The sequence below is a fragment of the Streptomyces sp. NPDC001502 genome (genome assembly GCF_042894785.1).
GTDB lineage: Bacteria > Actinomycetota > Actinomycetes > Streptomycetales > Streptomycetaceae > Streptomyces > Streptomyces kutzneri.
On the sequence record NZ_JBIAVW010000004.1, the window covers coordinates 368,024 to 381,310 of the forward strand.

General features: G+C 71.2%; 9 protein-coding genes. 3 read left to right on the plus strand and 6 right to left on the minus strand.

From position 1 onward, the window contains the following. Nucleotides 1–25 precede the first annotated feature (25 nt). Entirely contained in the window at nt 26–2,116 is a 2,091-nt protein-coding gene (pta, locus tag ACFY0D_RS08945; RefSeq protein WP_390797654.1) for a phosphate acetyltransferase, read from the minus strand. A gap of 224 nt (nt 2,117–2,340) precedes the next feature. On the opposite strand from pta, the gene ACFY0D_RS08950 reads away from it, so the two are divergent. Continuing rightward, a complete protein-coding gene (locus tag ACFY0D_RS08950; protein WP_390797655.1) occupies nt 2,341–3,366 on the plus strand; it encodes an ATP-dependent 6-phosphofructokinase in 1,026 nt (341 codons plus the stop codon). Nucleotides 3,367–3,503: 137 nt separating this feature from the next. Here ACFY0D_RS08950 and ACFY0D_RS08955 read toward each other — a convergent pair whose 3' ends face one another. Further along, nucleotides 3,504–4,187, minus strand: a complete 684-nt coding sequence (locus ACFY0D_RS08955; protein ID WP_390797656.1) for a helix-turn-helix domain-containing protein — start codon at nt 4,185–4,187, stop codon at nt 3,504–3,506. 338 nt (nt 4,188–4,525) lie between these two features. Between ACFY0D_RS08955 and ACFY0D_RS08960 the strand changes: the two genes are divergently transcribed. Both ACFY0D_RS08960 and ACFY0D_RS08965 read left to right on the plus strand, forming a co-directional pair. Continuing rightward, nucleotides 4,526–4,918, plus strand: coding sequence for a MerR family transcriptional regulator (locus tag ACFY0D_RS08960; protein WP_390797657.1), 393 nt, complete (start codon nt 4,526–4,528; stop codon nt 4,916–4,918). Nucleotides 4,919–4,951: 33 nt separating this feature from the next. Then, on the plus strand, nt 4,952–5,293 hold the full coding sequence (locus ACFY0D_RS08965) for a co-chaperone YbbN (protein WP_272934836.1): 342 nt from the start codon (nt 4,952–4,954) through the stop codon (nt 5,291–5,293). A gap of 25 nt (nt 5,294–5,318) precedes the next feature. Here ACFY0D_RS08965 and glgB read toward each other — a convergent pair whose 3' ends face one another. From glgB to ACFY0D_RS08985, 4 genes are all read right to left on the minus strand, one after another. Continuing rightward, entirely contained in the window at nt 5,319–7,631 is a 2,313-nt protein-coding gene (glgB, locus tag ACFY0D_RS08970; protein ID WP_390797658.1) for a 1,4-alpha-glucan branching enzyme, read from the minus strand. Beyond that, entirely contained in the window at nt 7,628–9,079 is a 1,452-nt protein-coding gene (locus ACFY0D_RS08975) for a phosphotransferase (RefSeq protein ID WP_390797659.1), read from the minus strand. The genes glgB and ACFY0D_RS08975 overlap by 4 nt, the downstream gene beginning before the upstream one ends. A 235-nt stretch (nt 9,080–9,314) precedes the next feature. After that, nucleotides 9,315–11,033, minus strand: a complete 1,719-nt coding sequence (gene treS, locus ACFY0D_RS08980; protein WP_390797660.1) for a maltose alpha-D-glucosyltransferase — start codon at nt 11,031–11,033, stop codon at nt 9,315–9,317. Next, on the minus strand, nt 11,030–13,024 hold the full coding sequence (locus tag ACFY0D_RS08985) for a maltotransferase domain-containing protein (RefSeq protein ID WP_390797661.1): 1,995 nt from the start codon (nt 13,022–13,024) through the stop codon (nt 11,030–11,032). Before ACFY0D_RS08985 ends, treS begins: the two co-directional genes overlap by 4 nt. Nucleotides 13,025–13,287: the final 263 nt, after the last annotated feature.

Here is a 13,287-nt window from a genome sequence, read left to right on the forward strand (position 1 = left end):
CGGGCGGTAGGGGAGGGCGGGGGGATCAGGCGGTGGCCGTGGGCGCCGGCGCGCCCTGCGCCTGGATCGCCGTGATGGCCACGGTGGTGACGATGTCCTGGACGAGCGCACCGCGCGAGAGGTCGTTGACCGGCTTGCGCAGCCCCTGGAGCACCGGGCCGACCGCCACCGCGCCCGCCGAACGCTGCACGGCCTTGTACGTGTTGTTGCCCGTGTTGAGGTCGGGGAAGATCAGCACCGTCGCGCGGCCGGCCACCTCGGACCCCGGCAGCTTGGTCGCCGCGACCGAGGGCTCCACGGCCGCGTCGTACTGGATCGGCCCCTCGATCTGCAGGTCCGGGCGCTGCTCGCGGACGAGCTCGGTGGCCTTGCGCACCTTGTCGACGTCCGCCCCGCTGCCCGAGGTGCCCGTCGAGTACGAGAGCATCGCGATCCGCGGCTCCACGCCGAAGGCGGCCGCGGTGGCGGCCGACTGGACGGCGATGTCGGCGAGCTGCTCGGCGTTCGGGTCCGGGTTGACAGCGCAGTCGCCGTAGACGAGGACCCGGTCGGCCAGGCACATGAAGAAGACCGAGGAGACGATGGACGCCTCGGGCTTGGTCTTGATGATCTCGAAGGCCGGGCGGATGGTCGCCGCGGTGGAGTGCACCGAACCGGAGACCATGCCGTCGGCCAGGCCCCGCTGGACCATCAGGGTGCCGAAGTAGTTGACGTCGGTGACCACGTCGGCCGCCAGCTCGACGGTCATCCCCTTGTGGGCGCGGACCTGCGCGTAGTACTCGGAGAAACCTTCCCGCAGCGGGGAGGTCGCCGGGTCGATGAGCTGGGCGCCGGAGATGTCGACGCCGAGGTCGGCTGCCTTCTTCAGGATCGCCTGCTCCTCGCCCAGCAGGGTCAGGTCGCAGACCCCGCGGCGCAGCACCACGTCCGCGGCGCGCAGCACGCGCTCCTCGGTGCCCTCGGGCAGCACGACGCGGCGGCGGTCCGAGCGGGCCCGCTCCAGCAGCTCGTGCTCGAACATCATCGGGGTGACGCGCTCCGAGCGGGCCACCGACAGCAGACCGCGCAGCTCGCCGGTGTCCACGTGCCGCTCGAACAGGCCGAGCGCGGTCTCCAGCTTGCGCGGCGTCGCGGAGTTCAACCGGCTCTGCAGCGAGAAGAGTTCGGCGGCGGTGGGGAAGCTGTTGCCGGCCACCGACACCACGGGCGTGCCCGGCGCCAGCTTCGAGGCCAGCGTCAGGATGTCCTGGCCCGGGCGCTCGTTCAGGGTGAGCAGCACACCGGCGATCGGCGGGGTGCCGGAGGTGTGCGCGGCCAGCGCGCCGATGACCAGGTCGGAGCGGTCCCCCGGGGTGACGACCAGGCAGCCGGGCGTCAGGGCGTTCAGGAAGTTCGGCAGCATGGCGCCGCCGAAGACGAAGTCCAGGGCGTCGCGGGCCAGCCCGGCCTCGTCGCCGAGGAGCACCTCACCGCCGAGCGCCCGGGTGATCTGGGCGACGGTCGGGGCGGAGAGCGACTTGTCGTCCGGCAGCACGTAGCAGGGCACGGGCAGCCGGGCGGCCAGCCGCTCGGCTATGACGTCGCGGTCCTCCGCGGCCACCCGGTTCACGACCATCGCGACGACGTGGCAGCCCAGCGTCTCGTAGGCGCGGTAGGCGTTGCGGGCCTCGGCGCGCACGGCCTCGGCGTGGTGCTTGGTGCCGCCCACCACGGGGACGACGACCGCGCCCAGCTCGTTGGCGAGGCGGGCGTTGAGCGCCAGCTCGTCGGGGAGGTTGGTCTCCGCGTAGTCGGTGCCGAGGACGAGCATGACCTCGTAGTCGCGGGCCACCCGGTGGTAGCGGTCCACCAGCCGCGAGACCAGCTCGTCGGTGCCCTTCTCGGCCAGGATCGCCGAGGCCTCCTGGTAGGACATGCCGTAGGCCGCCGCGGCGTCCTGATCGATCCGGTAGCGGGCCTTGAGGAGGTCGAAGAGCCGGTCCGGTGCGTCGTGCAGCAGCGGACGGTAGACGCCGACCCGGCCCGTCTGCCGGGTCAGCAGCTCCATGATTCCCAGCTCGACGACCTGCCGGCCGTCCCCGCGCTCGATACCGGTCACGTACACGCTGCGCGTCACGCCCGCTCTCCGTCCCATGCTGTGAAGGTCATTTTGGTCTGGCTCGACCCCTTGACAATACCTCTGTCAATGGGTAGGGCGCCCCCGGGAAAAAGCCCTGGCCGGGAGGGCCGAAGAGCCTTCGGGGCGCGGTCGCCGAAAACGTGCGGCGTCCCGGGCCCGTGGAACAATCGGACAGGCTTCACCATTACGCCCTTCATATGTACGGCAGGAGACACAGCACGATGCGTATCGGAGTTCTCACCGCAGGCGGCGACTGTCCGGGCCTCAACGCTGTCATCCGGTCGGTCGTACACCGTGCCCTGGTCGGGCACGGAGATGAGGTCATCGGTTTCGAGGACGGCTTCAAGGGCCTCCTCGACGGCCATTTCCGCCCCCTCGACATCAATGCCGTCAGTGGCATCCTCGCCCGCGGCGGCACGATCCTCGGTTCGGCGCGCATGGAGCGCGCCCGTCTCCACGAAGCCGCCGAGAACGCCCAGGAGCTGGCGACGCGCTACGGCATCGACGCCCTCATCCCGATCGGCGGCGAAGGCACCCTGACCGCCTCCCGGATGCTGTCGGACGCCGGGATGCCGGTCGTCGGCGTACCGAAGACCATCGACAACGACATCTCCTCCACCGACCGCACCTTCGGCTTCGACACCGCCGTCATGGTCGCCACCGAGGCGATCGACCGCCTCAAGACCACCGCCGAATCGCACCAGCGCGTGATGGTCGTCGAGGTCATGGGCCGCCACGCGGGCTGGATCGCCCTGGAGTCCGGCATGGCCGGCGGTGCGCACGGCATCTGCCTGCCGGAGCGCCCCTTCGAGGTGGACGCCCTGGTGAAGATGGTGGAGGAACGATTCGCCCGCGGTAAGAAGTTCGCCGTGATCTGCGTGGCCGAGGGCGCGCACCCGGCCGAGGGCTCCATGCCGTACGAGAAGGGCGCGATCGACGCCTACGGCCACGAGCGCTTCGCCGGCATCGGCAACCGCCTCGCGCTCGAACTGGAGCACCGCCTCGGCAAGGAGGCCCGCCCGGTCATCCTCGGCCACGTCCAGCGCGGAGGCACCCCCACCGCCTACGACCGGGTGCTCGCGACCCGCTTCGGCTGGCACGCCGTCGAGGCCGTCCACCGCGGCGCATACGGCAACATGACCGCCCTGCGCGGCACCGAGATCGTGATGGCCCCGCTCGCCGAGGCGGTCACCGAGCTGAAGACCGTCCCCGAGGGGCGCATGTACGAGGCCGAATCCGTCTTCTGACGCCGGCCCGGGCGGGATCTGCCGCCCGGCTTCCCGGGCTTCCCCGGCCACCGGGGCCGAACGGCCCCGGTCCCCGCGCGTCCGCGCCGGGTCCGGGGCCGTTCGCCGATGCCGGTGGTCCGCCCGATGTGCTCGTCCTACGCCGCACCGCCCGCGAGGTGCCAGAACCGGTCCACGATCTCGGCGAGGAACTCCCGGCCCGCGTCCCCGCTTCCGGCCTCGCCCTGGCCGCCGCCCCAGCTGAGCGTCGCCACCATCCGCGACTGGTAGCCGCCGTGCAGCTGCGCCAGCACCGCCTCCAGATGGTGCTTGGGGATCGGCAGCAGCTTGCCCAGCGGCTTCACGTACGCCTGCCAGCGCGTGGTCACCGCACTGCGCAGCAGATCGGCGAGCTCCTCGTGCTTTCCGGTCGCCGTCACGAACTGGGCCAGCGTCAGACCCAGCACCGTGGCCAGGGCGGCGGACTGCCGTTCGTTGCCCTTCCAGCGCCCGGTGTCCTCCATCTTCTGGTACGAGCTCGTTTCCAGGCCGATCCGGCGGGCCAGGTCGTCCGCCGCGAGCCCCCGGGCGACCCGGTGCTCCCGCAGGGTGACCGGTTCGGCGAGCAGTTCGCCGGGCGCACACCACAGGACGCCCGCGAGAGCCGTGAGCTCGGCGGAGGAAGGTGATATCTCGCCACGCTCCCAGGCCATCACGGTCTCGGGCGCGACGACGAGTCCGTACTGGGCACGCAGGCCGTAGGCGACATGTCCGGGAGCCATGCCCAGGGCCGCGCGCAGGCGACGCGCGGCGGGGGCATTGAAAGGTGGGCTGGAGTGCACACCGCACACCGTAGAAGTGGCCAGGCTGCGGCGCCTACAGACCAAACAAACAAGCCCATACCTCGTAGGAACGTCCTATGAAGTTAAGGCCTTTCGCCGGGTTTCCGGGCGACTGTCCGGTAATCGGAGAACCGGAAGATCTTTTCCGTATGTACGGTTCCAGCCAACGCCCGTCGATGCAAGACCTCTCACACTCTTCGCACAATCCGAACCGGCCGGCCGTTTTCTGCGTGATCCTTTCCGGGGCCCTCGCCGACGGGGGTGGTGAGGGCCCCGCCCTTCTTCCCCGCCCTTCCTTGCCTTGCCTTGACGTCGGCGTCAAGGAATACGGTCGTGCCATGCGCATCGGCGAACTGGCGGAGCGGGCGGGGACCAGCACCCGGACGCTCAGGTACTACGAGTCGCGCGGGCTGCTCCCCGCGCGGCGGGCCGGCAACGGCTACCGGACCTACGACGAGGACGACCTGCGGCTGCTGAGCCAGATCCGCATGCTCCAGGACTTCGGCTTCGAGCTGGAGGAGACCCGGCCCTTCGTGGACTGCCTGCGGGCCGGCCACCCGGCCGGGGACTCCTGCCCCGCCTCGCTCGCCGTCTACCGGCGCAAGCTCGCCGAGCTGGACGGCCTGATCGGCCAGCTGACCGACGTACGCGAGCAGCTCGGGCGGCAGTTGGCCGACGCGGAACGGGCGGCCGGCGAAGCGGCCGTGCCGAAGTGCGAGATGACCGGATGACCGAATGACCGGATGGACGAGAGGGACAGTGGCATGAAGGCTCACGGTGTGGCGCAGGTGACCGACGCGGATTTCGAGGCCGAGGTGCTCGGGGAGCGGGGACGGCCCGTCCTCGTGGAGTTCACCGCGGACTGGTGCGGCCCCTGCCGCCAGCTCGCCCCCGTACTCTCCTCGATCGCCGCCGAGGAGGCCGACCGGCTCAAGGTCGTGCAGATCGACGCGGACAGCAACCCCGGGGCCGTCACCCGGTACGGGGTGCTGTCCATGCCGACCCTGCTCGTCTTCCGTGACGGCGAGCCCGTCCAGCAGATGGTCGGGGCCCGGGCCAAGCGCCGGCTCCTCCAGGAACTGGAGGAGCAGCTGGCCACGGCCTGAGCCCCGGCGCCGAGCCCCCGCGGGCTCAGCCCTGTGGCCGGAACCAGACCGTCGCCAGCGGCGGGAGGGTCATGCGCAGGCTCGCCGGGCGGCCCTGCGCAGGGACCGGCTCCGGCCGCAGCGGCTGCGTGGAGTGGATGCCGCTGCCGCCGTAGACCTCCAGGTCGGTGTTGAGCACCTCCCGCCACAGCGGCACCTCCTCGGGCACCCCGATCCGGTAGCCGTGCCGGACCACGGGCGAGAAGTTCGACACCGCCAGGAGCTGCGAGCCGTCCTGCGCGTACCGCAGGAACGCGAAGACGTTGTCCTCCGCGGCGTCCGCCTCCACCCAGGCGAAGCCCTCCGGCACGGTGTCCCGCTCCCACAGGGCGGGCGCCGCCGTGTACGTGCGGTTCAGGTCGCGCACCAGGTCCCGTACGCCGCGGTGGTCACCGGCCGCCGCGTAGGAGGAGTCCAGCAGCCACCAGTCCGGCCCGTACACCTCCGACCACTCCGACCCCTGCGCGAACTCCTGCCCCATGAAGAGCAGTTGCTTGCCCGGGTGGGCCCACATGAAGCCCAGGTACGCCCGGTGCGAGGCCCGCCGCTGCCACCAGTCGTCCCCGGGCATCCTCGACACCAGCGAACCCTTGCCGTGCACCACCTCGTCGTGCGAGATCGGCAGCACGTAGTTCTCGCTGAAGGCGTAGATCATCCCGAAGGTCATGTCGTGGTGGTGGTACTTGCGGTGCACCGGCTCCTTCGACATGTAGCGCAGGGTGTCGTGCATCCAGCCCATGTTCCACTTCAGGCCGAAGCCGAGCCCGCCGCCGTCCGTCGGCCGGGTCACGCCCGTCCACGCCGTGGACTCCTCCGCGATGGTCACCACCCCCGGACAGCGCCGGTACACGGTCGCGTTCATCTCCTGGAGGAAGCCGACCGCGTCCAGGTTCTCCCGCCCGCCGTGCTCGTTGGGCGCCCACTCGCCCTCGCCGCGCGAGTAGTCGAGGTAGAGCATCGAGGCCACCGCGTCCACGCGCAGGCCGTCCACGTGGAACTCCTCGCACCAGTACACGGCGTTGGCGACGAGGAAATTGCGGACCTCCTTGCGGCCGTAGTCGAACTCCAGCGTCCCCCAGTCCGGGTGCGCGGCCCGCCGCGGGTCGTGGTGCTCGTACAGCGGCCGCCCGTCGAACTCCGCGAGGGCCCAGTCGTCGCGCGGGAAGTGCGCGGGCACCCAGTCGACGATCACCCCGATCCCGGCCCGGTGCAGCGCGTCCACGAGGAAGCGGAAGTCGTCGGGTGTGCCCATCCGCGAGGTCGGCGCGTAGAAGCCGGTGACCTGGTAGCCCCACGAGCCGCCGAACGGATGCTCGGCGACCGGCATCATCTCCACGTGCGTGAAGCCCAGCTCCTTGACGTACGCGGGGAGCTGCTCGGCGAGCTGCCGGTACGAGAGCCCGGGCCGCCAGGACGCCAGGTGCAGCTCGTACACCGAGAAGGGGGCCTGGTGCGGGGGACGGGCACCGCGCCCGGCCATCCACGCCGAGTCCTGCCACTCGTATCCGGAGGAGGTCACCACCGAGGCGTTCGCCGGGGGGACCTCCGCGGAGCGGGCCATCGGGTCGGCACGCAGGGTGTGGCTGCCGTCGGGGCGGGTGATGTCGTACTTGTAGAGCGTTCCGGTGCCCACCCCGGGCAGGAACAGCTCCCACACGCCGGTGGACCCGAGCGAGCGCATCGGGTAGGCGGCGGAGTCCCAGTACGAGAAGTCCCCGGTGACCCGGACCCCCTGGGCGTTCGGCGCCCACACCGTGAAGCGGGTCCCGGCCACGCCCTGGTGCTCCATCGGCTCGGCGCCGAGCGCCTTCCACAGCTGCTCGTGGCGGCCCTCGCCGATCAGGTGCAGGTCCAGCTCGCCGAGGGCGGGCAGGAACCGGTAGGGGTCGTGGATCTCGATCTCGTCACTGTCGTACGTGACCAGCAGCCGGTACTCCGGCACGCCGGTCAGCGGCAGCAGCCCCGAGAACAGCCCGTCGCCCTCGTCGAGGAGCTCGGCCCGCAGCCCCTTGGCGACGACGGTGACCGCCTTGGCATAGGGGCGCAGCACCCGGAAGGCCACCCCGTCCCGCTGGGCACGGGCCCCCAGTACCGCGTGCGGATCGTGGTGGCGGCCCTCCAGCAGCCGGGCCCGTTCGTCCGTGCCGAGTGCGGGCGCCGGCCGGACGCCGCGTGGAGGGGCGGCGCGGCGGGCCCGGGGCGCCCGGGCCTTCTTCGCCGGCGCCGGCGCCGCCGCGGGAGCGGGGGCGGGTGCGGCTTCGTCGCGGACGGTCGGTGACGGCTGTCGTGCGGCGCTCACGCGAGCGGCCTCCTCGGGGGCTTCGGGCGGGGGTGGGGGTGGGGGGAGATGGAGCCGGGGGCGGACGGGGTCGGCGGCACGCGGTGGGCGGGACGTACGGGCTCCGAGAGCCGCCGGATCGCGGCCATCGGGACGTGCAGCCAGTCGGGGCGGTGCCGGGATTCGTAACGGGCCTCGTACACCGCCTTGTCGGTCTCGTACGCGCGCAGCAGCACGGGGTCCTCGCGGGGGTCCCGGCCGGTGGTGCGGGCGTAGCCCTCGCAGAAGGCGGCCCGGCAGTCGTCCGCCCAGGCGGGGGCGAACGGCCGGTGCGAGCGGGCGGCGTAGTCGAAGGAGCGCAGTATCCCGGCGATGTCGCGCACCGCCGGTTCGGGGCGGCGCCGGTCGGCCAGCGGCCGGGCCGGCTCGCCCTCGAAGTCGATCAACGACCAGCTGCCGTCGAGGGTGCGCAGGGTCTGACCCAGATGGAGGTCCCCGTGGATCCGCTGGGCGGGCACCCCCGCACCCCGGGAGGCCGCCAGCGCGTCGAAGGCGCCCCGCAGCCCCGCCTCGTAGGGCCGCAGCGCCGGGACCTCCCGGGCGGTGGCGGCCAGCCGGGCCGTCATCCCCGCCGCGAGCCGGGCGGTCTGCTCCGGGCCGAGCGCGACCGTGGGGAGCGCCGCGGCCAGCGCACTGTGCACCTCGGCGGTGGCCCGGCCCAGCGCGTGTGCCTCGGCGGTGAAGTCGGCCCCGGCGCCGAGGCGGCGCAGCGCGAGCTGCCAGCCGTCGTCGGAGCCGCGCAGGTACGGCTGGAGCACGCCCAGGGTCAGCGGTTCGCTGCCGGGCGGCTCGGCCTCGTACCAGGCGACGGGGGCCGGGACCCGGGCGCAGCCGGCGGCGGCCAGCGCCCTGGGCAGCTCCAGGTCCGGGTTGACCCCGGGGCCGACCCGGCGGAACACCTTCAGGATGAACGAATCTCCGTAGATGAGCGAGGAGTTGGTCTGCTCACCGGACAGCGGCCGGGGGGTGAGCCCCGCCGGGATCGGCGTGGCCGGGTCCCGGTCGAAGCGCAGCGGGCCGAGGACCCCGGGGGAGCGCAGCCGTTCCAGCAGCATGGCCGCGAGCCGGGGATCGCCCAGCGCCTCGTAGACCGCCCGGCCCGCGTACGGACCGTCCTCGGCATGGCCGATGAGGGTGGGCGCGAGGGCGGGCGGCAGGGACGGGCGGATGCCCAGCAGCAGTTGGTAGCAGTCCCCGTCGACGTCGAGGAGCAGGTGCAGCAGTCCGGGGGTGGATCCCGGCGGCAGCAGTTCGGCCGCCGAGACGGTCCTGAGCCTGCTGATGGCGCGGCCCTTGCCCGCGAACCAGCGCTGTGCGGGCAGCCAGGCCCTGAGCATCGGCTCCAGTGGAGCGATCCCGGCGGCCCGGTCGGCCGTCAGCCGGCTCCGGGCGGATGCAGCCTCCGACATGGCGTCGCGTCCTTTCCCCGGGCCGTCACAGAATGCGCAGAGTGTCCCGGATGCGCGGCAGTTGCTTATCCGGCATGTGCGAGTGTCGGGTCAGGATGGTCCGTACAGGGGCGGGCGATTGACCCATTCGAGCTGCCCGCCCCCTGGTGTGAAGGCTCGGTTCGCCTCCGGAGCGCCGTGAGCCTGGCTCGCAGGCGCGCTCCTTCGGCTCACTCGCCCCCGGACCGGCTCCCGGCTATTCGGCGCGCAGTTCGGCGCGCCGTTCGGTCCGCAGCCGGAACCAGTAGAAGCCGTGGCCCGCCAGGGTCAGCAGGTACGGCCACTCGCCGATCGGCGGGAAGCGCACATCACCGGTGAGCTCCACCGGGACCCGTCCCTTGAACGACCGCAGATCGAGCTCGGTGGGCTGCGCGAAGCGCGAGAAGTTGTGCACGCACAGCACCAGGTCGTCCCCGTGCTCGCGCAGGAACGCGAGCACCGCCGGGTTCGACGACGGCAGTTCGGTGTACGAGCCGAGTCCGAAGGCCGGGTTCGCCTTGCGGATCTCGATCAGGCGCCGGGTCCAGTGCAGCAGCGAGGAGGGCGACGCCATGGCCGCCTCGACATTGGTGACCTGGTACCCGTGGACCGGGTCCATGATGACCGGCAGGTTCAGCCTGCCCGGATCGCACGAGGAGAAACCGGCGTTGCGGTCCGGGGTCCACTGCATCGGCGTGCGGACGCCGTCGCGGTCGCCCAGCCAGATGTTGTCGCCCATGCCGATCTCGTCGCCGTAGTAGAGCACCGGCGAGCCCGGCAGCGACAGCAGCAGGGCCGTGAACAGCTCCATCTGGTTGCGGTCGTTGTCCAGGAGCGGGGCGAGCCGGCGCCGGATGCCGATGTTGGCCCGCATCCGCGGGTCCTTGGCGTACTCGGCGTACATGTAGTCACGCTCTTCGTCCGTGACCATTTCGAGGGTGAGCTCGTCGTGGTTGCGCAGGAAGATGCCCCACTGGCAGCGGTCCGGGATCGCCGGGGTCTTGGCCAGGATTTCGGAGACCGGGTAGCGGGACTCTCTTCGGACGGCCATGAAGATGCGCGGCATGACGGGGAAGTGGAAGGCCATGTGGCACTCGTCCCCGCCCTTCTCGTAGTCGCCGAAGTAGTCGACGACGTCCTCGGGCCACTGGTTGGCCTCGGCGAGCAGCACGGTGTCCGGGTAGTGCGCGTCGATCTCGGCCCGGACCCGCTTCAGGAGCTGGTGGGTGCGGGGCAGGTTCTCGCAGTTGGTGCCCTCTTCGGCGTACAGGTAGGGCACGGCGTCGAGGCGGAAGCCGTCGATGCCGAGGTCGAGCCAGAAGCGCAGGGCGGAGACGATCTCCTCCACCACGGCCGGGTTCTCGTAGTTGAGGTCCGGCTGGTGGGAGAAGAATCTGTGCCAGTAGTACTGCTTGCGTACGGGGTCGTACGTCCAGTTGGAGGTCTCGGTGTCGACGAAGATGATGCGGGCGTCCTGGTACTGCTTGTCGTTGTCGGCCCACATGTAGTAGTCGCCGTACGGACCGTCCGGGTCCTTGCGTGACTGCTGGAACCACTCGTGCTGATCGCTGGTGTGGTTCATGACGAAGTCGATGATCACCCGCATGCCGCGGGTGTGCGCGGCGTCCACGAACTCCACGAAGTCGGCGAGGTCGCCGAACTCGGGGAGCACGGAGGTGTAGTCGGCGACGTCGTAACCCCCGTCGCGCAGGGGTGAGGCGAAGAACGGCGGCAGCCAGAGGCAGTCGACACCGAGCCACTGGAGGTAGTCCAGTTTGCCGGTGAGCCCCTTGAGGTCCCCGACGCCGTCGCCGTTGCTGTCGTGGAAGGAGCGGACGAGGACCTCGTAGAAGACCGCCCGCTTGAACCAGTCGGGATCGCGGTCCTTGGCGGGGGTGTCCTCGAAGGTGTCGTGGACGGGATCGTTGATCATCATGTGGTGGGTGACCCTCCGGTGGGCGGGGACGGTCGCAGAGCGGCCAGTACGTGCGCGGGCGTGCGGCCCGGCTCTAGGCGCACGTAGTTCGCCCTGCCCCAGTGATAGGTCTCGCCGGTGAGCTCGTCGCGCACCGCGAGGGACCCGTGCCAGTCGAGGCCGAGTACCGGCATGTCCAACGACACTGTCGCCTCCTGGGTGTGGTGCGGATCGAGGTTGACGACCACCAGTACGGAATTGGCTCCGGCGTGCTTCGAATAGGCGATCACCTGTTCGTTGTCGGTCGAGTGGAAGTGGATGTCGCGCAACTGCTGGAGCGCGGGGTTGCGGCGGCGCATCCGGTTCAGCGCGGTGATCAGCGGGGCGATGGTGGCGCCCGTGCGGTCGGCGGCGGCCCAGTCGCGCGGCCGGAACTCGTACTTCTCGGAGTTCAGGTACTCCTCGCTGCCCTCCCGCACCGGGGTGTTCTCGCAGAGCTCGTAGCCGGCGTAGACCCCCCAGGCGGGGGAGAGGGTGGCGGCCAGGACGGCCCGGACCTCGAAGGCGGGACGGCCGCCGTGCTGCAGGTACTCGTGCAGGATGTCGGGCGTGTTGACGAAGAAGTTCGGCCGCATGACCGACGCGGAGGGGGTGTCCGCCAGCTCGGTCAGGTACTCGGTCAGCTCGGCCTTGGTGTTGCGCCAGGTGAAGTACGTGTACGACTGCTGGAAACCGACGGCGGCCAGCGCCCGCATCATCGCGGGCCGGGTGAAGGCCTCGGCCAGGAAGATCACGTCCGGGTCGGACTTGTTGATGTCCGCGATCACCTTCTGCCAGAAGACGACCGGCTTGGTGTGCGGATTGTCGACCCGGAAGATGCGGACGCCGTGGTCCATCCAGTGCCGCAGGATCCGGCAGGTCTCCTCGACGATGCCGGCCATGTCCGTGTCGAAGTGGATCGGGTAGATGTCCTGGTACTTCTTCGGCGGGTTCTCGGCGTACGCGATCGTCCCGTCGGCCCGGTGGCGGAACCACTGCGGGTTCTTCTCCACCCACGGGTGGTCGGGGGAGCACTGCAGCGCGAAGTCCAGCGCGATCTCCATGCCCAGATCGCGGGCGCGCCCGACGAAGGCGTCGAAGTCCTCGATGGTGCCGAGTTCCGGGTGCACCGCATCGTGCCCGCCCTCGGTGGAGCCGATGGCCCACGGCACGCCCGGGTCCCAACTTCCGGCGGAAAGAGTGTTGTTCGGACCCTTGCGATAGGTGGACCCGATGGGGTGGATGGGCGGCAGGTAGACCACGTCGAAGCCCATCGCCGCGATCGCGGGCAGCCGCTCGGCGGCGGTCCGGAAGGTCCCGCTGACCGGGGCCTCGTCGGGCTCCAGCACCGCTCCCTCGGAGCGCGGGAACATCTCGTACCAGGAGCCGAAGAGGGCCCGCTTGCGCTCCACGAGCAGCGGCAGGGGCTTGGAGGCGGTGACCAGCTCCCGGTAGGGGCGCCTGGCGAACGCGGCGTCCACGGCCGGGGCGAGGGCGGCCTCGTGGCGTTCGGCAGCGGGCAGGTCCTCGTCGCGCATGGTCCCGGCGGCGGCCAGGACGGCCTCGCGCCCGTCGCGCTTGGGGATCCGGGCCCCGGCCCGCTCGTAGAGCTCCGCGCCCTCCAGCAGCATGAGCCCGGTGTCGATCCCGGCGGGGATCTTGATCGCGGCATGGGCCCGCCAGGTGGCCACCGGATCGCTCCACGCCTCGACGGTGTACGTCCACCTCCCCTCGACCTCGACGGAGACCTTGGCCCCCCACCGGTCGGTGCCGGGGGCGAGTTCACTCAGCGGCACGGGGGCCCGCAGCCGCCCGCCCGGATCACGCAGGACGAGGTGGGCGGCGACGGCGTCGTGTCCTTCGCGGAACACGGTGGCGGAGATCTCGAAGACCTCGTCCACGACCGCCTTTGCGGGTCTGGCGCCGCAGTCGACGGCGGGGCGGACGTCCAGCACGGGAATGCGACCGATCATGATGGGATCACCTGGGGGCAGTTCGCAGGGCTCGGTGACAACAGGCCGACCGCGACGGCGGCCGGTAGTGCACGCTCTGTTCGCTCTGTTTCTAGCCGCTCAGTGGACGGCTGGGCTGCGGGCATGGCCGCTCCTGTCCGCGTTCACTCGGGTGGCGGGGAGAGGGTTTGTGGGCGGGTGCGCCGTGCGTGTACGACGTGTACCCGGGGAGCCCTTCCCACTCTCACCCCGCCCAATCCGCGCGCTCGGTTAACTACTCGTAC

Excerpts from the sequence above, each read along its gene's own strand:
- ACFY0D_RS08950 (WP_390797655.1), top strand. The coding sequence starts at position 2,341 with ATGCGTATCGGAGTTCTCACCGCAGGCGGCGACTGTCCGGGCCTCAAC.
- ACFY0D_RS08960 (WP_390797657.1), top strand. The coding sequence starts at position 4,526 with ATGCGCATCGGCGAACTGGCGGAGCGGGCGGGGACCAGCACCCGGACG.
- ACFY0D_RS08965 (WP_272934836.1), top strand. The coding sequence starts at position 4,952 with ATGAAGGCTCACGGTGTGGCGCAGGTGACCGACGCGGATTTCGAGGCC.
- ACFY0D_RS08975 (WP_390797659.1), bottom strand. The coding sequence starts at position 9,079 with ATGTCGGAGGCTGCATCCGCCCGGAGCCGGCTGACGGCCGACCGGGCC.
- treS (WP_390797660.1), bottom strand. The coding sequence starts at position 11,033 with ATGATGATCAACGATCCCGTCCACGACACCTTCGAGGACACCCCCGCC.
- ACFY0D_RS08985 (WP_390797661.1), bottom strand. The coding sequence starts at position 13,024 with ATGATCGGTCGCATTCCCGTGCTGGACGTCCGCCCCGCCGTCGACTGC.